The organism is Streptomyces sp. NPDC002680 (assembly GCF_042889145.1).
Classification (GTDB): domain Bacteria; phylum Actinomycetota; class Actinomycetes; order Streptomycetales; family Streptomycetaceae; genus Streptomyces; species Streptomyces adonidis.
The window spans coordinates 402,459-418,665 of record NZ_JBIAQP010000009.1 but is presented as its reverse complement, the minus strand read 5'-3'; the positions used below and the strand labels follow the sequence as shown (position 1 = coordinate 418,665).

Annotated in this window: 28 protein-coding genes; all 28 read right to left on the bottom strand. The window is 65.5% G+C overall.

What is annotated here, in order from left to right; genetic code table 11:
* Window positions 1–135: 135 nt before the first annotated feature.
* Window positions 136–648 (bottom strand): 50S ribosomal protein L17, encoded by a 513-nt coding sequence (rplQ, locus tag ACFYXF_RS25570; RefSeq protein WP_369030563.1) that lies wholly within the window; start codon window positions 646–648, stop codon window positions 136–138.
* Window positions 649–816: 168 nt separating this feature from the next.
* Window positions 817–1,839 carry a DNA-directed RNA polymerase subunit alpha gene (locus ACFYXF_RS25565; protein WP_003966937.1) on the bottom strand — a complete coding sequence of 341 codons (1,023 nt, stop codon included), beginning with the start codon at window positions 1,837–1,839 and terminating at the stop codon, window positions 817–819.
* 146 nt (window positions 1,840–1,985) lie between these two features.
* Complete coding sequence (gene rpsK / locus ACFYXF_RS25560) at window positions 1,986–2,390, bottom strand: 30S ribosomal protein S11 (RefSeq protein ID WP_003956432.1); 405 nt, start codon at window positions 2,388–2,390, stop codon at window positions 1,986–1,988.
* Between the two features lie 69 nt (window positions 2,391–2,459).
* Window positions 2,460–2,840, bottom strand: a complete 381-nt coding sequence (gene rpsM / locus ACFYXF_RS25555) for a 30S ribosomal protein S13 (protein ID WP_006376031.1) — start codon at window positions 2,838–2,840, stop codon at window positions 2,460–2,462.
* A gap of 211 nt (window positions 2,841–3,051) precedes the next feature.
* Window positions 3,052–3,165 (bottom strand): 50S ribosomal protein L36, encoded by a 114-nt coding sequence (gene rpmJ / locus ACFYXF_RS25550; RefSeq protein WP_003998809.1) that lies wholly within the window; start codon window positions 3,163–3,165, stop codon window positions 3,052–3,054.
* 64 nt (window positions 3,166–3,229) lie between these two features.
* The gene (infA, locus tag ACFYXF_RS25545; protein ID WP_003948620.1) at window positions 3,230–3,451 is read right to left on the bottom strand and encodes a translation initiation factor IF-1; all 222 of its coding nucleotides are present in this window, start codon (window positions 3,449–3,451) and stop codon (window positions 3,230–3,232) included.
* Between the two features lie 635 nt (window positions 3,452–4,086).
* On the bottom strand, window positions 4,087–4,923 hold the full coding sequence (gene map / locus ACFYXF_RS25540; RefSeq protein WP_389352613.1) for a type I methionyl aminopeptidase: 837 nt from the start codon (window positions 4,921–4,923) through the stop codon (window positions 4,087–4,089).
* 144 nt (window positions 4,924–5,067) lie between these two features.
* On the bottom strand, window positions 5,068–5,730 hold the full coding sequence (locus ACFYXF_RS25535; RefSeq protein ID WP_389352611.1) for an adenylate kinase: 663 nt from the start codon (window positions 5,728–5,730) through the stop codon (window positions 5,068–5,070).
* Window positions 5,730–7,043, bottom strand: a complete 1,314-nt coding sequence (secY, locus tag ACFYXF_RS25530) for a preprotein translocase subunit SecY (RefSeq protein ID WP_369030560.1) — start codon at window positions 7,041–7,043, stop codon at window positions 5,730–5,732. The genes ACFYXF_RS25535 and secY overlap by 1 nt, the downstream gene beginning before the upstream one ends.
* Before the next feature lie 245 nt (window positions 7,044–7,288).
* On the bottom strand, window positions 7,289–7,744 hold the full coding sequence (rplO, locus tag ACFYXF_RS25525) for a 50S ribosomal protein L15 (protein ID WP_030671797.1): 456 nt from the start codon (window positions 7,742–7,744) through the stop codon (window positions 7,289–7,291).
* A gap of 2 nt (window positions 7,745–7,746) precedes the next feature.
* Entirely contained in the window at window positions 7,747–7,929 is a 183-nt protein-coding gene (rpmD, locus tag ACFYXF_RS25520) for a 50S ribosomal protein L30 (protein WP_006376032.1), read from the bottom strand.
* Entirely contained in the window at window positions 7,929–8,534 is a 606-nt protein-coding gene (rpsE, locus tag ACFYXF_RS25515) for a 30S ribosomal protein S5 (RefSeq protein ID WP_006376045.1), read from the bottom strand. The genes rpmD and rpsE overlap by 1 nt, the downstream gene beginning before the upstream one ends.
* A gap of 70 nt (window positions 8,535–8,604) precedes the next feature.
* On the bottom strand, window positions 8,605–8,991 hold the full coding sequence (gene rplR / locus ACFYXF_RS25510; RefSeq protein WP_235475500.1) for a 50S ribosomal protein L18: 387 nt from the start codon (window positions 8,989–8,991) through the stop codon (window positions 8,605–8,607).
* 3 nt (window positions 8,992–8,994) lie between these two features.
* On the bottom strand, window positions 8,995–9,534 hold the full coding sequence (gene rplF / locus ACFYXF_RS25505) for a 50S ribosomal protein L6 (RefSeq protein WP_235475501.1): 540 nt from the start codon (window positions 9,532–9,534) through the stop codon (window positions 8,995–8,997).
* 21 nt (window positions 9,535–9,555) lie between these two features.
* Window positions 9,556–9,954 carry a 30S ribosomal protein S8 gene (rpsH, locus tag ACFYXF_RS25500; RefSeq protein WP_010986352.1) on the bottom strand — a complete coding sequence of 133 codons (399 nt, stop codon included), beginning with the start codon at window positions 9,952–9,954 and terminating at the stop codon, window positions 9,556–9,558.
* Between the two features lie 269 nt (window positions 9,955–10,223).
* Window positions 10,224–10,409, bottom strand: a complete 186-nt coding sequence (locus ACFYXF_RS25495; protein WP_003948630.1) for a type Z 30S ribosomal protein S14 — start codon at window positions 10,407–10,409, stop codon at window positions 10,224–10,226.
* Window positions 10,410–10,414: 5 nt separating this feature from the next.
* Complete coding sequence (gene rplE / locus ACFYXF_RS25490; RefSeq protein WP_369030559.1) at window positions 10,415–10,972, bottom strand: 50S ribosomal protein L5; 558 nt, start codon at window positions 10,970–10,972, stop codon at window positions 10,415–10,417.
* Window positions 10,972–11,295, bottom strand: coding sequence for a 50S ribosomal protein L24 (gene rplX, locus ACFYXF_RS25485; RefSeq protein ID WP_235475503.1), 324 nt, complete (start codon window positions 11,293–11,295; stop codon window positions 10,972–10,974). Before rplX ends, rplE begins: the two co-directional genes overlap by 1 nt.
* 2 nt (window positions 11,296–11,297) lie before the next feature.
* The gene (gene rplN, locus ACFYXF_RS25480) at window positions 11,298–11,666 is read right to left on the bottom strand and encodes a 50S ribosomal protein L14 (protein ID WP_006376015.1); all 369 of its coding nucleotides are present in this window, start codon (window positions 11,664–11,666) and stop codon (window positions 11,298–11,300) included.
* Window positions 11,667–11,779: 113 nt separating this feature from the next.
* On the bottom strand, window positions 11,780–12,073 hold the full coding sequence (gene rpsQ / locus ACFYXF_RS25475) for a 30S ribosomal protein S17 (RefSeq protein ID WP_369030558.1): 294 nt from the start codon (window positions 12,071–12,073) through the stop codon (window positions 11,780–11,782).
* Window positions 12,073–12,297: a 50S ribosomal protein L29 gene (gene rpmC / locus ACFYXF_RS25470; protein WP_005481220.1), complete on the bottom strand. Its 225-nt coding sequence runs from the start codon at window positions 12,295–12,297 to the stop codon at window positions 12,073–12,075. Before rpmC ends, rpsQ begins: the two co-directional genes overlap by 1 nt.
* A complete protein-coding gene (gene rplP, locus ACFYXF_RS25465; protein WP_235475505.1) occupies window positions 12,297–12,716 on the bottom strand; it encodes a 50S ribosomal protein L16 in 420 nt (139 codons plus the stop codon). The genes rpmC and rplP overlap by 1 nt, the downstream gene beginning before the upstream one ends.
* Before the next feature lie 5 nt (window positions 12,717–12,721).
* A complete protein-coding gene (gene rpsC, locus ACFYXF_RS25460) occupies window positions 12,722–13,570 on the bottom strand; it encodes a 30S ribosomal protein S3 (protein ID WP_105974512.1) in 849 nt (282 codons plus the stop codon).
* On the bottom strand, window positions 13,570–13,917 hold the full coding sequence (gene rplV / locus ACFYXF_RS25455; RefSeq protein WP_235475507.1) for a 50S ribosomal protein L22: 348 nt from the start codon (window positions 13,915–13,917) through the stop codon (window positions 13,570–13,572). Before rplV ends, rpsC begins: the two co-directional genes overlap by 1 nt.
* 41 nt (window positions 13,918–13,958) lie before the next feature.
* A complete protein-coding gene (gene rpsS, locus ACFYXF_RS25450; RefSeq protein WP_010986346.1) occupies window positions 13,959–14,240 on the bottom strand; it encodes a 30S ribosomal protein S19 in 282 nt (93 codons plus the stop codon).
* A gap of 12 nt (window positions 14,241–14,252) precedes the next feature.
* Window positions 14,253–15,089 carry a 50S ribosomal protein L2 gene (gene rplB / locus ACFYXF_RS25445; RefSeq protein WP_371669686.1) on the bottom strand — a complete coding sequence of 279 codons (837 nt, stop codon included), beginning with the start codon at window positions 15,087–15,089 and terminating at the stop codon, window positions 14,253–14,255.
* Between the two features lie 38 nt (window positions 15,090–15,127).
* Window positions 15,128–15,547, bottom strand: coding sequence for a 50S ribosomal protein L23 (gene rplW / locus ACFYXF_RS25440; RefSeq protein WP_389352605.1), 420 nt, complete (start codon window positions 15,545–15,547; stop codon window positions 15,128–15,130).
* Complete coding sequence (gene rplD / locus ACFYXF_RS25435; protein WP_235475509.1) at window positions 15,547–16,203, bottom strand: 50S ribosomal protein L4; 657 nt, start codon at window positions 16,201–16,203, stop codon at window positions 15,547–15,549. The genes rplW and rplD overlap by 1 nt, the downstream gene beginning before the upstream one ends.
* Window positions 16,204–16,207: the final 4 nt, after the last annotated feature.

Genomic DNA, 16,207 nt, shown 5'->3' with positions numbered 1-16,207 from the left:
CTCTCAGGTACATGAAAGCGGGCCCGCCCCTCGAAAGGAACGGACCCGCCAACGCGCCCCGTAAGGGGCGCGGGGAACTGCGCGAGCAACCACGACAAACTCGCAGCCGCAAACCGAACAGAACCCCGCAGACGCTTAGGCGTCCTTGGTCTCCTCAGAAGCCTCAGCCTCATCAGCCTTGGTCACATCAACCTTGGCGTCCTCGACCGGAGCCTCGACGACAGCCTCGGCGTCCTTGGCGGCACGCTTGGTCGCAGCCTCGGCCTCGCCCGTCGCAGCCTGCGCGACAGTCAGCGCCTCCACCAGCTCGATGACAGCCATGGGCGCGTTGTCGCCACGGCGGTTACCGATCTTGGTGATACGGGTGTAACCACCCGGACGGTTCTCGTAGCGCGGGCCGATCTCGGTGAAGAGCGTGTGCACGATGCTCTTGTCCGTGATGACCTGAAGCACCTGACGGCGGTTGTGAAGGTCGCCCTTCTTGCCCTTGGTGATCAGACGCTCGGCGTACGGACGCAGCTTGCGCGCCTTCGCCTCGGTGGTCGTGATGCGACCGTGCTCGAAGAGCGACTTCGCGAGGTTCGCGAGAAGCAGCTTCTCGTGCGCGGCACTGCCGCCCAGACGGGCACCCTTGGTGGGCTTCGGCATGGCATTTCTCCTAGGTGTCTGCCCCGGCCGTATCAGGTACCGAGGTCAGTGTCCGAGCAGGCGATCGCCTGTCGAAGATCCGGGGCGCCATTTAGCACGCCCCGGAAGGTCCGCGCCCCAAGGGGCGCGGGGAACTGCGCGACCAGCCACGACGGACCGGCAGCCGAATCAGTACTGCTCGGTCTCCACGAAACCGGCGTCAGCATCGTCATCAGCGCCGAAGGCGTCCGCGGCGGCGGTCGGGTCAAATCCGGGAGGCGAGTCCTTGAGCGCAAGCCCCATACCCGCAAGCTTGGCCTTGACCTCGTCAATGGACTTCGCACCGAAGTTACGAATGTCGAGCAGATCCGCCTCGGACCGAGCCACGAGCTCACCCACGGAGTGGATGCCCTCACGCTTGAGGCAGTTGTACGACCGAACGGTGAGCTCGAGCTCCTCGATCGGCAGCGCCAGATCAGCGGCGAGCGCGGCGTCCGTCGGGGACGGACCCATGTCGATGCCCTCGGCGTCGATGTTCAGCTCACGGGCAAGCCCGAACAGCTCGACGAGCGTCTTACCGGCAGAAGCCATGGCGTCACGCGGACGCATGGCCTGCTTGGTCTCGACGTCGACGATCAGCTTGTCGAAGTCGGTGCGCTGCTCGACACGAGTCGCCTCGACCTTGTACGTGACCTTCAGCACCGGCGAGTAGATGGAGTCGACCGGAATACGCCCGATCTCCTGCCCCACCTGCTTGTTCTGCACGGCGGAGACATAGCCACGGCCACGCTCGACCGTCAGCTCCATCTCCAGCTTGCCCTTGCCGTTGAGCGTGGCGAGGACGAGGTCGGGGTTGTGCACCTCGACACCGGCCGGCGGCGCGATGTCGGCGGCGGTGACGAGACCGGGCCCCTGCTTGCGCAGATACATCACAACCGGCTCGTCATGCTCGCTGCTGACGACGAGCTGCTTGATGTTGAGGATGAGGTCGGTGACGTCTTCCTTGACACCAGGCACGGTGGTGAACTCGTGCAGCACGCCATCAATACGGATGCTGGTGACAGCCGCACCGGGGATGGAGGACAACAGAGTCCGACGGAGGGAGTTGCCGAGGGTGTAGCCGAAGCCCGGCTCCAGCGGCTCGATGACGAACCGGGAGCGGAACTCGTCGACGACCTCTTCGGTCAACGAGGGACGCTGAGCGATCAGCATGTCGTGAATCCTTCAGTCATGGACACCCACTATTTGATGCCCGACTAGTACTACAAGGGTACGGGCGGCACGGCCCCGAAGAGCCATACCGCCCGAACCGAAAACAACCGCAGATCAGAGAATCCGAAGACCCTCAGACCAGCTGATCAGACACGACGGCGCTTGGGCGGACGGCAGCCGTTGTGCGGGGTGGGGGTGACGTCCTGGATGGAGCCGACCTCAAGACCGGTGGCCTGGAGCGAACGGATCGCGGTCTCACGACCCGAACCCGGACCCTTCACAAACACGTCAACCTTGCGCATGCCGTGCTCCTGCGCGCGGCGGGCGGCCGACTCGGCGGCCATCTGCGCGGCGAAGGGGGTGGACTTGCGCGAGCCCTTGAAGCCGACGTGGCCGGCGGAGGCCCAGGAGATCACGTTGCCCGAGGGGTCCGTGATCGAGACGATGGTGTTGTTGAACGTGCTCTTGATGTGAGCGTGCCCGTGAGCGACGTTCTTCTTTTCCTTGCGGCGCACCTTCTTGGCAGCGCCCTGACGACCCTTGGGGGGCATCTAAATCTCCTACGGGGAGGTGGTCGGTCCTACAGCGAAGACCGCTGATGAAGCGTTGTCCGCTGCGGACTACTTCTTGCCCGGCTTCTTCTTGCCGGCGATGGCGCGACGCGGGCCCTTGCGGGTACGGGCGTTCGTGCTGGTGCGCTGGCCGTGGACGGGCAGGCCACGGCGGTGGCGAATACCCTGGTAGCAGCCGATCTCGATCTTGCGGCGGATGTCGCCCTGGATCTCGCGACGGAGGTCACCCTCGGTCTTGATGTTGGCGTCCACGTACTCGCGGATCGCGACGAGCTGCTCCTCGGAGAGGTCCCGAACACGGGTGTTCGGGTCGATGCCCGTCTCCGCCAGCGTCAGCTGGGAAAGCGTCCGGCCGATGCCGAACACATAGGTGAGGGCGACCTCCACACGCTTTTCGCGCGGGATGTCAACACCGGAAACGCGTGCCATTCAATGGCTCCAGTTGTCGTTCGGAGGTCTTCCACAAAGCCGTTTCCCGACTCGCCGTATGAGGTACGAGCTGGGTCCCCGGCCTCCGACCGGGGGTATCAGGCCCATGCAACTACGGACCTGGACTCTGCGTATGAACAAGTACTGCTAACTGCTACTACTGCTGCTCGCGTCGCGCGAATCTCTGCGGGTGCAGAGGGAAGGTCGTGCGTCAGCCCTGGCGCTGCTTGTGCCGCGGGTTCTCGCAGATGACCATGACCCGACCGTGACGGCGGATCACCCTGCACTTGTCGCAGATCTTCTTGACGCTCGGCTTGACCTTCATGGGGTGAGGTTCTCCGGGTCAGTTGCCGGCGGCCCCGCGAGGAAACACGGGACGTAGGCAAGATCTACTTGTATCGGTAGACGATGCGGCCACGCGTCAGGTCGTACGGAGACAACTCCACCACGACCCGGTCGTCAGGGAGGATACGGATGTAGTGCATACGCATCTTGCCGCTGATGTGTGCCAGGACCTGGTGGCCGTTCTGGAGCTCAACCTTGAACATGGCGTTCGGAAGAGACTCGACGACAGTGCCCTCGATCTCGATGGCACCTTGCTTCTTGGCCACGCTTCGCCCTTCGAATCGACTACCTTGATCGACTCCCTTGCGTCCCCTTCACGGGGCGCATGCGGACATGCGGGTGCACGAGAGCCGACGAGTCAGTCTACGTCAGCGCACCCGGAAAGACGAATCGAGGAAGAATGCCCCACACCCATGATCCTTAACCAGACCAGACACACGAACGAGCCCCGCCCACCCTCCAGAGACAGTGCCAAGGCCGCGACTCAGCCCGTCCGGCGATTGAGGACGAGGCCGTCCAGGCCGATGGGGGGTCCAGGGGCGCAGCCCCGGGGCGGGACGCAGAGGACGCGCGCCAGGGGTCCGGGGCGAAGCCCTGAGCAGGGTACAGGGGACGCAGCCCCCGCCGGGGTACAGGGGACGCAGCCCCGAGCGGGGTGGTGCAGGGGGCACAGCCCCAAGCGGGGTGCAGGGGACGCAGTCCCCGCGGGGGTGCAGGGGCAGCGCCCCGCCGGGGGTCCAGGGGGCCGTGCCCCCTGGTGGGGTGCAGGGGACGCAGTCCCCGCCGGGGTGCAGGGGCAGCGCCCCGCCGGGGGTCCAGGGGGCCGTGCCCCCTGGTGGGGTCGAAGGGGCGGAGCCCCTGGGGATGGGAACGGGTAGGGGCGGCGGGGGCGAAGAAAGCCCTACGCCAGCGGGTCCGGCGCAGCCGTGACGCCCAGCTCCGCCAACTTCGCCCGCCCCCCGTCGGGAGACGTAAGCACCAACGGCCCCGCCTCAGTCAACGCCACCGAATGCTCCCAGTGCGACGACCAGGTCCCATCCGTAGTGATGACCGTCCAGTCGTCCGCCAGGACCTCTGTCCGAGGCGTCCCCAGCGACACCATCGGCTCGATCGCAAGACAGAACCCGGGAACCAGCTTCGGCCCCTTCCCCCGCTTCCGCTCGACATAGTTCAGCAGATGCGGATCCATGTGCATCTCGGTCCCGATCCCATGCCCGCCATAGTCCTCGATGATCCCGTACCGCCCGCCCCCCGCCTTCGGCTGACGCCGGATGTACGTCTCGATCGCCCGCGAGACATCGACCAGCCGATTCCCCTGCTTCATGGCCGCGATCCCCGCCCACATCGACTCCTCGGTCACCCGAGACAGCTCAATCAACTCAGGCGCGTGCCCCGACCCCACGAACGCCGTGTACGCCGCGTCCCCGTGCCAGCCATCCACGATCGCACCGCAGTCGATCGAGATGATGTCCCCGTCCTTCAGCACGACCTCGTCGGACGGGATGCCATGGACGACGACCTCGTTGACGGAGGTGCAGATCGTCGCCGGAAACCCGCCGTACCCAAGGAAGTTCGGCTTCGCGTTGTGCTCCGCCAGCACCTTCCGCGCGACCTGGTCCAGATCCTTCGTACTGGCACCGGGCACGGCCGCCTCACGAGTGGCCGCGTGAATGGCGGCGACGACAAGCCCCGCCTCGCGCATCTTGGCGATCTGCTCGGGGGTCTTGATCTGCACCATGGGACCTACGGCCTTTCCTGAACCGGGTGGCGAACGAACACACTCGACAAGTCAACGGGTCAACGATACGGGCCCCCGCCCCACGCAGCAGCCGCGGTCCCCGACAGGGGAACCGCGGCTGTCCACACGTACAGACGAAAACAGCTACTCGCCCTCGCCCTCGCCCTTCAGCGCGGCCATCGCCTTACCGGTGACGTCCTCCACCTTGCCCAGCGCCGAGATCGTCACCACAAGGCCCTGGGCCTTGTAGTAGTCGATGATCGGCTCGGTCTGGGTGTGGTAGACCTCCAGCCGCTTGCGCACCGTCTCCTCGGAGTCGTCGTCCCGCTGGTACAGCTCACCGCCGCAGGTGTCACAGACACCCTCGGCCTTCGGCGCCTGGTACGTCACGTGGAAGACATGCGCGGAGTCGTTACGGCAGATGCGGCGGCCGGCGATGCGCTTGACCACCTCGTCCTCGGGGACCTCCAGGTCGAGCACCGCGTCCAGCTTCATGGACTCGGCCTTGAGCATCTCGTCCAGCGCCTCGGCCTGCGAGACGTTCCTCGGGAAGCCGTCCAGCAGAAAGCCGTTCACCGCGTCGGACTGCTCCATGCGGTCCTTCGCCATGGCGATCGTGACCTCGTCGGGTACCAGGTTCCCCGCGTCCATGTAGGACTTGGCGAGTTTCCCGAGGTCCGTCTGCTTGCTGATGTTGGCCCGGAACAGGTCGCCCGTGGAGATGTGCGGGATCGACAAGTTCTTGGCCAGGAACGCGGCCTGCGTTCCCTTCCCTGCACCAGGCGGCCCGACGAGGACGATTCGCATCAGCGGAGGAACCCTTCGTAATTGCGCTGCTGGAGCTGGCTCTCAATCTGCTTCACGGTCTCAAGACCGACACCCACGATGATGAGGATGCTGGTCCCGCCGAACGGGAAGTTCTGGTTTGCCCCGAAACCAACCAACGCCATCGTCGGGACGAGAGCGATCAGACCCAGATACAGCGAACCCGGCCAGGTGATCCGGTTGAGTACGTAGCTCAGGTACTCAGCGGTTGGCCGGCCAGCCCGGATGCCCGGGATGAAGCCACCATACTTCTTCATGTTGTCGGCTACTTCTTCGGGGTTGAAGGAGATGGCGACGTAGAAGAACGCGAAGAAAACGATCAGCAAGAAGTACGTGGTGATGTAAATCGGGTGGTCACCCTTGGTCAGGTTCTGCTCGATCCATGTCTTCCAGCCGGAGGTGCCGCCGGAGAACTGCGCGATCAGCGCGGGGATGTAGAGCAGCGAGGAGGCAAAGATCACAGGGATGATGCCGGCCTGGTTGACCTTGAGCGGAATGTACGTCGACGTACCGCCATAGGAACGGCGGCCGATCATGCGCTTCGCGTATTGAACCGGAATACGGCGCTGAGCCTGCTCGACGAAGACCACCAGCGCGACCATGACGAGGCCGACGGCGATGACCGTGCCGAACTCGATCCAGCCGTCCGCCAGGTCGCCCTGGGTCTTGATGGCCCACAGCGCGGACGGGAAGGTGGCGGCGATCGAGATGAACATCAGGATCGACATGCCGTTGCCGATGCCGCGGTCGGTGATCAGCTCACCGAGCCACATGACGACGGCGGTTCCGGCGGTCATGGTGACGACCATGGTGATGGTGACGAAGATCGACTGGTCCGGGACGATCTCGCTCGCGACCGGGCAGCCGCTGAAGAGCGCGCCGCTGCGGGCGGTGGCGACGAGGCCGGTGCCCTGGAGGATGGCGAGCGCCACCGTCAGGTAACGGGTGTACTGCGTGATCTTCGCTGTACCGGCCTGACCCTCCTTCTTGAGGGCCTCCAGACGCGGGATGACCACGGTCAGCAGCTGGAGAATGATGCTCGCCGTGATGTACGGCATGATGCCGAGCGCGAAGATCGTGATCTGCAGCAGCGCGCCACCACTGAACATGTTCACCAGACCGAACAGGCCCTGGTTGCCCTTCGCCACGTCGATACACGTCTGGACGTTCGAGTAGTCGACACCGGGGATCGGGATGTGTGTGCCCACCCGATAGACCACGATGATGCCGAGCGTGAAGAGCAGCTTCTTGCGCAGGTCGGGCGTCTTGAACGCCCGGGCGAACGCGGTGAGCACGGTGCCTCCTGCGACCCCCGCGCTACTGCGTCAGAGGTGACGGTCTTGAGGTTCGACGAATAAGCGGACAGATAACTAACAGCCAAGAGGGGTCCGGAGTTCCTCGTGAGCACAACGGACTCAAATTGACAGTGCTGGCCACCTTACCGGCGACCATGCCTCCCTAGGAACGACCAACCGGGGATACCCCTTTTGTGGGGTATCCCCGGCAGGGATCGCTCAAGTCATCGAGGCGCCTGTGGTGTTCAGACGAGCTCGGTGACGGTACCGCCGGCGGCGGTGATCTTCTCCTTGGCGGAGCCGGAGACGGCGTCGACCGTCACCTGCAGCGCCACGGAGATCTCGCCCTGGCCGAGGACCTTGACGAGGCTGTTCTTGCGAACGGCACCCTTGGCGACGAGACCCTCGACGGTGACCTCGCCACCCTCCGGGTACAGCGCGCCCAGCTTGTCGAGGTTCACGACCTGGTACTCGGTCTTGAACGGGTTCTTGAAGCCCTTGAGCTTCGGGAGACGCATGTGGAGGGGCATCTGGCCACCCTCGAAGCGCTCCGGAACCTGGTAACGGGCCTTCGTGCCCTTGGTACCACGACCAGCCGTCTTACCCTTCGACGCCTCACCACGACCCACACGGGTCTTGGCGGTCTTGGCGCCCGGGGCGGGACGGAGGTTGTGGATCTTGAGCGGGTTGTTCTCCGCCATGATCAGTCGACCTCCTCAACCGTCACGAGGTGGCGGACGGTGTGAACCATTCCGCGGAACTCGGGGCGGTCCTCCTTGACGACCACGGTGTTGATCCCCTTGAGACCAAGGGACCGCAGGGTGTCACGGTGGTTCTGCTTGCTGCCGATGTACGACTTCGTCTGCGTGACCTTGAGGCGAGCCATTACGCACCCGCTCCCGCACGTGCACGGAGCAGAGCCGCGGGGGCGACGTCCTCAAGGGGCAGACCGCGGCGGGCCGCGATCTCCTCGGGACGCTGCAGGCCCTTGAGGGCCGCCACGGTCGCGTGCACGATGTTGATCGCGTTGGACGAACCGAGCGACTTCGACAGGATGTCGTGAACGCCGGCGCACTCCAGGACAGCACGCACCGGGCCACCGGCGATAACGCCGGTACCGGGGGAGGCAGGCTTGAGCAGGACGACGCCCGCGGCCTTCTCGCCCGTGATCGGGTGCGGGATGGTGCCCTGGATACGGGGGACCTTGAAGAAGTGCTTCTTGGCCTCTTCAACACCCTTGGCGATCGCGGCCGGCACCTCCTTGGCCTTGCCGTAGCCGACACCGACGGTGCCATCGCCATCGCCCACCACGACCAGCGCGGTGAAGCTGAAGCGACGACCACCCTTCACAACCTTGGCGACGCGGTTGATCGCGACGACGCGCTCAACGTACGCGGTCTTCTCGGCGGCAGCAGCGCCGCCGTCACGGCCCTTCCGGTCCCGCCGCTCGCCGCCACCGGCACCGCTTCCGCGGCGCTGGGGTCCAGCCATTGGATTACCTCTCTCTTTTTCCGCTAGCTACGCTGCGCCGCGGCACGAAGCCGCGAGCGCGACGGGCGGCTCAGAACTTGAGCCCGGCTTCGCGGGCGGCGTCGGCCAGGGCGGCGATACGACCGGCGTACCGGCTGCCACCACGGTCGAACACAACGGCCTCGACGCCTGCGGCCTTGGCACGCTCGGCGACCAGTGCGCCGACCTTGCCGGCCTGCGCCGACTTGTCATCGCCCTCGGTACCGCGGATCGAGGCGTCCAGGGTCGACGCCGACGCCAGGGTGTGCCCCTGGATGTCGTCGATGACCTGGGCCACGATGTGGCGGTTGGAGCGGGTCACAACCAGGCGGGGACGCTCAGCCGTTCCGTTGACCTTCTTACGGATCCGGATGTGACGCCGCTTGATGGCAGCACGCTTGTAAGCGTCGCCCTTAGCGATCTTCGTACCGTATGCCATGGCTTACTTACCCGCCTTTCCGACCTTGCGGCGGATGACTTCGCCCTCGTACTTGACACCCTTGGCCTTGTACGGGTCGGGCTTGCGCAGCTTGCGGATGTTGGCCGCAACCTCGCCGACCTTCTGCTTGTCGATGCCCTCGACCGAGAACCGCGTCGGGTTCTCGACCTTGAAGCTGATGCCCTCGGGCGCTTCGACGGTGATCGGGTGGCTGTAGCCGAGCGCGAACTCGAGGCTCGTGCCCTTCGCCGCCACGCGGTAACCGACACCGCTGATCTCGAGCTTCTTCACGTAACCCGTGGTCACGCCGGTGATCATGTTCGCCACCAGCGTGCGGGACAGGCCGTGCAGGGCCTTGTTCTGACGCTCGTCGTTGGGGCGGGTGACGTTGAGAACGCCGTCCTCACCCTTGGCGATGTCGATCGGCGCAGCGACGGTGTGGGAGAGGGAACCCTTGGGGCCCTTCACCTGGACCGTGCGGCCATCGATGGTGACGTCCACGCCGGCGGGAACCGTGATGGGGAGCTTGCCAATACGCGACATAGCTGTTTCCTCCGTTCCCTTCTACCAGACGTAGGCGAGGACTTCTCCGCCTACGCCCTTCTTGCCGGCCTGCTTGTCGGTGAGGAGACCGTGCGACGTGGAGATGATCGCCACGCCCAGGCCGCCGAGCACCTTCGGCAGGTTGGTGGACTTCGCGTAAACCCGGAGACCGGGCTTGGAGATCCGCTTGATGCCCGCGATGGAGCGCTCACGGTTCGGGCCGAACTTCAGCTCGAGAACGAGGTTCTTGCCGACCTCGGCGTCCTCGACCTTCCAGCCCGTGATGAAGCCCTCCTGCTGGAGGATCTCCGCGATGTGCGACTTGATCTTGCTGTGCGGCATACCCACGGTGTCGTGGTACGCCGAGTTCGCGTTACGCAGACGAGTCAGCATGTCCGCGATCGGATCAGTCATGGTCATGAATTGGCCTTCGGCCTCTCTCGCCGGGGTTTCCTGGATGCGCCATCCCTCTCCCCACTCACTCAGTGGCGGGACGGGTGCGGTGCGGGGGACCTACGGCGTAGTAAGTCGTACGGGCGTCAGGCGCCCAACCCTCCTAGCCTAAGCCATGGAGGGGTGGGCACCTGACCAACCCATTTGCTTACCGAGAGCTTCCAGAATCCCAGTCCAGCCTGTCGGCCCGAAGGGCCGCCCTTGAGGGGTGGTGGTCGGGCGACGGGTGGGAGGGATTACCAGGAGCTCTTGGTCACGCCCGGCAGCTCGCCACGGTGAGCCATCTCACGAAGGCAGACGCGGCACAGGCCGAACTTGCGGTACACGGAGTGCGGACGGCCGCAGCGCTGGCAGCGCGTGTAGCCACGTACACCGAACTTGGGCTTACGAGCAGCCTTGGCAATCAGAGCCTTCTTCGCCATCTCGCTTACGCCTCCTTGAAGGGGAAGCCGAGGTGACGGAGAAGGGCGCGGCCTTCGGCGTCGTTGGTCGCCGTGGTCACCACGGTGATGTCCATACCCCGGGTGCGGTCGATCTTGTCCTGGTCGATCTCGTGGAACATGACCTGCTCGGTGAGACCGAAGGTGTAGTTGCCACGACCGTCGAACTGCTTGGGAGAAAGACCACGGAAGTCGCGGATGCGCGGCAGCGCGAGCGACAGGGTGCGGTCCAGGAACTCCCACATGCGGTCGCCACGAAGCGTGACGTGGGCACCGATCGGCTGACCCTCACGCAGCTTGAACTGCGCGATGGACTTGCGGGCCTTGGTGACGGCCGGCTTCTGACCGGTGATCGTGGTGAGGTCGCGGATGGCGCCCTCGATCAGCTTGGAGTCGCGGGCGGCGTCGCCCACACCCATGTTGACCACGATCTTGACGAGGCCGGGGATCTGCATGACGTTCTCGTACGAGAACTCGTCACGCAGCTTGCCCGCGATCTCCTCGCGGTACTTCGTCTTGAGACGCGGAGTGGTGGTGGTCGTCATTAGATGTCCTCACCCGTCCGCTTGGCAACGCGAACCTTGTTGCCCTCATCGTCGAAGCGGTAACCGACACGCGTGACGACCTTCTTGCCGTCCTTCTCAACGACCAGCTGGACGTTGGAGACGTGGACGGGCGCCTCGGTCGTGACGATGCCGCCGGCCTGCGAACCCTTCGCGGTCGGGCCAGCCTTGGTGTGCTTCTTGACCCGGTTGACACCCTCGACCAGGACGCGGTCCTCGCGGGGGAAGGCCGCGATGACCTTGCCCTGCTTGCCCTTGTCCTTACCGGTGATGACCTGAACCAGGTCGCCCTTCTTGATCTTCATGCTTACAGCACCTCCGGCGCGAGCGAGATGATCTTCATGAACTTCTTCTCGCGCAGCTCCCGGCCGACCGGGCCGAAGATACGGGTGCCACGAGGGTCGCCGTCGTTCTTCAGAACAACAGCGGCGTTCTCGTCGAAACGGATGTACGAGCCGTCCGGACGGCGGCGCTCCTTGACGGTGCGAACGATGACCGCCTTGATGACGTCACCCTTCTTCACGTTGCCGCCGGGGATCGCGTCCTTGACGGTGGCGACGATGACGTCACCGATGCCCGCGTAGCGGCGACCGGAGCCACCGAGGACACGGATGCAAAGGATTTCCTTCGCACCAGTGTTGTCGGCGACACGCAGTCGCGACTCCTGCTGGATCACGTCTATCTCCTGATTGTCTGCCGGTTCCCGGCGAGCTCCGCAAGTGTTCTGCGTGTCTTGCGGAGCTCACCGAGCCTGGCGGAACTGTCCTGCGGGGGTGCCCGCAGGAGGACTTACTTGGCCTTCTCGAGGATCTCGACGATGCGCCAGCGCTTCGTGGCGGACAGCGGACGCGTCTCCATGAGGAGGACACGGTCGCCGATGCCGGCAGCGTTCTGCTCGTCGTGCGCCTTGAGCTTGCTCGTACGGCGGATGACCTTGCCGTACAGGGCGTGCTTCACACGGTCCTCGACAGCGACGACGACGGTCTTGTCCATCTTGTCGCTGACGACGAGACCCTCACGGGTCTTGCGGAATCCGCGCGCCTCGGTCGTGGTGCTGTTCTCGGTCACGTTGCTCTCGCTCATCAGGCGCTCTCCACCGTCTCGATGCCCAGCTCGCGCTCACGCATCAGGGTGTAGATCCGCGCGATGTCCTTCCGGACGGCCTTGAGCCGACCGTGGTTCTCGAGCTGACCGGTCGCCGCCTGGAAGCGGAGGTTGAACAGCTCTTCCTTGGCTTCGCGGAGCTTGTTGAGAAGCTCCTCGTCACCCAGTTCGCGCAGCTCGGACGCCTTGGTACCGGCCGACATCACGCTTCACCTGCCTCGCGCTTGACGATCCGGCACTTCATCGGCAGCTTGTGGGCTGCGCGAGTGAGGGCCTCACGGGCGATCTTCTCGTTGGGGTAGGACAGCTCGAACATGACCCGGCCCGGGTGCACGTTCGCGATCCACCACTCCGGCGAACCCTTACCGGAACCCATGCGGGTCTCGGCGGGCTTCTTCGTGAGCGGGCGGTCCGGGTAGATGTTGATCCAGACCTTGCCGCCACGCTTGATGTGGCGGGTCATCGCGATACGGGCGGCCTCGATCTGGCGGTTGGTCACGTACGCCGGCGTGACGGCCTGGATGCCGTACTCGCCGAACGCGACCGTCGTACCGCCCTTGGCCATACCACGGCGCTTGGGGTGGTGCTGCTTGCGGTGCTTGACCCTACGGGGGATCAGCATGTCGGTCAGGCCTCCGTTCCGGTGCTTTCAGCAGCCGGAGCGGCAGCCGCCGGAGCCTCGGCCTTGGGGGCCTCGGCAGCGGGAGCCTGCTGCGGCTTGCGGCCACGTCCACCGCGCTCGCCACCACGGCCACCACCACGGGCCGGACGGTCGGCACCGCCACCGGCACCACCGCGGGCCGGGCGGTTACCCGCACGGGCAGCGGCGTTCTCGGCGCGGACCTCGGCGATGTTCTTGACGTCGCCCTTGTAGATCCAGACCTTCACACCGATACGGCCGAAGGTCGTCTTGGCCTCGAAGAAGCCGTAGTCGACGTTCGCGCGGAGCGTGTGCAGGGGCACACGGCCCTCGCGGTAGAACTCCGAGCGGGACATCTCGGCGCCGCCGAGACGGCCACCGCACTGGATCTTGATGCCCTTGGCGCCGGCCTTCATCGTGCCCTGCATGCTCTTGCGCATGGCACGACGGAAGGAGACGCGGGAGGACAGCTGCTCGGCGACGGCCTGGGCCACCAGCTGAGCGTCCGTCTCCGGGCTCTTGACCTCGAGGATGTTGAGCTGGACCTGCTTCTTGGTCAGCTTCTCCAGGTCGCCGCGGATACGGTCGGCCTCGGCGCCGCGGCGGCCGATGACGATGCCCGGACGCGCGGTGTGGATGTCGACGCGGACGCGGTCACGGGTGCGCTCGATCTCGACCTTCGAGATGCCGGCGCGCTCCATGCCGGACGTCATCATCCGACGGATGGCGACGTCTTCTCCGACGTAGTCCTTGTACAGCTTGTCGGCGTACCAACGCGACTTGAAGTCGGTGGTGATGCCGAGTCGGAACCCGTGCGGGTTTACCTTCTGGCCCATTACCGGGAACCTTCCTTGCTGCTGACGACCACGGTGATGTGGCTGGTCCGCTTGCGGATCCGGTAGGCACGGCCCTGGGCGCGCGGCCGGAACCGCTTCAGGGTCGGACCCTCGTCGACGTACGCCTCGGTGATGACGAGGCTGCCGGCGTCGGTGTGGTCGTAGTTGTGCGCGGCGTTGGCAATGGCGCTGTCAAGCACCTTGCCGACCGGCACGCTCGCGGCCTGCGGGGCGAAACGCAGGACCGCCTGAGCCTCCGTGGCATCCATGCCACGGATAAGGTCCACCACGCGGCGGGCCTTCATGGGCGTAACGCGGATGTACCGCGCCTGGGCCCTGGCTTCCATGGTTGTCCTTCCAGTGTCTGTCATGGTCATTCCACCCCGCGTTAGCGGCGCTTCGACTTCCGGTCGTCCTTGACGTGACCCCGGAAGGTGCGCGTCGGCGAGAACTCGCCGAGCTTGTGGCCGACCATCGACTCGGTGACAAACACCGGAATGTGGGTCTTGCCGTTGTGCACCGCGATCGTGTGGCCGAGCATGGCCGGGATGATCATCGAGCGACGGGACCAGGTCTTGATGACGTTCTTGGAACCGGCTTCGTTCTGGGCGTCCACCTTCTTGATCAGGTGGTCGTCGACGAAGGGCCCCTTCTTGAGACTGCGCGGCATCTAAACCCGCTCCTAGCGCTTCTTGTTCGTCTTGCGGCGGCGGACGATGTACTTGTTCGAAGCCTTCTTCGGCGAACGAGTACGACCCTCCTTCTGACCCCACGGCGAGACCGGGTGACGTCCACCGGAGGTCTTGCCTTCACCACCACCGTGCGGGTGGTCAACCGGGTTCATCGCCACACCGCGAACGGTCGGACGGACGCCCAGCCAGCGCTTGCGCCCGGCCTTGCCCCAGTTGATGTTGCTCTGCTCGGCGTTGCCGACCTCGCCGACCGTGGCGCGGCAGCGCTGGTCGACCAGACGGATCTCACCGGAGGGCATACGAAGGTGGGCCATCGTGCCCTCCTTCGCCAGCAGCTGTACCGAGGCGCCTGCGGAGCGGGCGAACTTGGCGCCGCCACCGGGACGGATCTCGATCGCGTGGATCGTGGTACCGACCGGGATGTTGCGGAGCGCCAGGTTGTTGCCCGGCTTAATGTCGGCCCCGGGACCGTTCTCGACGCGGTCACCCTGCTGCAGGTTGCGGGGGGCGAGGATGTAGCGCTTCTCGCCGTCCACGTAGTGCAGCAGCGCGATGCGCGCGGTGCGGTTGGGGTCGTACTCGATGTGCGCGACCTTCGCCGGCACGCCGTCCTTGTCGTGACGACGGAAGTCGATCACTCGGTAGGCGCGCTTGTGTCCGCCACCCTGGTGGCGAACGGTCACACGACCGGAATTGTTACGGCCGCCCTTGCTGTGCAGGGGGCGAACCAGCGACTTCTCCGGCGTGGACCGCGTGACCTCGACGAAGTCGGCGACGCTGGAGCCACGGCGGCCCGGCGTAGTCGGCTTGTACTTGCGGATTCCCATTTCTCAGTCCTCGTCCGATATCGGACGATCCGACCCGCTTACGCGGACGGACCGCCGAAGATGTCGATACGGTCGCCCTCTGCGAGGGTCACGATCGCGCGCTTGGTGTCAGCGCGCTTACCGAAACCGCTCTTGGTGCGCTTGCGCTTGCCGATGCGGTTGATCGTGTTGACCCCGGTGACCTTGACCGAGAAGACCGCCTGGACGGCCTGCTTGATCTGGGTCTTGTTGCTGCCCGGAGCGACGATGAACGTGTACTTGTTCTCGTCGATGAGCGCGTAGCTCTTCTCGGACACGACGGGCTTCAGCAGGACGTCACGGGGGTCCGTGTACGACTTGCTGGCCGGCGTGACGACGGTGTTCTTGCCCTCGGCCTCGTGGCGCTTCGCCTTGGCGACGCGCGCGGCCTTGGCGGCCTTGGCCGCCTTGGAGGCAATGGCGGGGTGACGGATCGCCATCAGACCTCGCTCCCTTCGGTGTCAGTGGCCTTGGGGCCGGACACGAAGGACTCGAAAGCGGCCTGGGTGAAGACCACGTCGTCCGAGACGAGAACGTCGTACGTGTTCAGCTGGCCCGGCTCCAGGATGTGCACCTGGGGCAGGTTGCGCGCGGAAAGCAGCGCGGCCTCGTCGGAGCGCTCGATGACCAGGAGCACGTTCTTGCGCTCGCTGACCTTGCCGAGGAAGCTCTTGGCGGCCTTGGTGGAGGGGGTCTCGCCCTCGATCACGCCGGTGATGACGTGGATACGAGCGTTGCGGGCCCGGTCGGTGAGGGCGTGGCGCAGGGCCGCGGCCTTCATCTTCTTGGGCGTCCGCTGCGAGTAGTCGCGCGGGGTGGGGCCGTGAACGACGCCACCGCCGGCGAACTGCGGCGCACGGGTCGAACCCTGACGGGCGCGGCCGGTGCCCTTCTGGCGGTAAGGCTTCTTGCCACCACCGCGGACCTCGCCACGACGCTTGACCTTGTGCGTGCCCTGACGGGCGGCGGCCAGCTGTGCGACGACGACCTGGTGGAGCAGCGGAACGCTGATCTTCTCTACGTCGAAGATCTCGGCCGGGAGCTCGATGGTCCCGGCTGTGTCGCCGGAGGGCGACAGAATGTCAATGGTGCTCATGAGT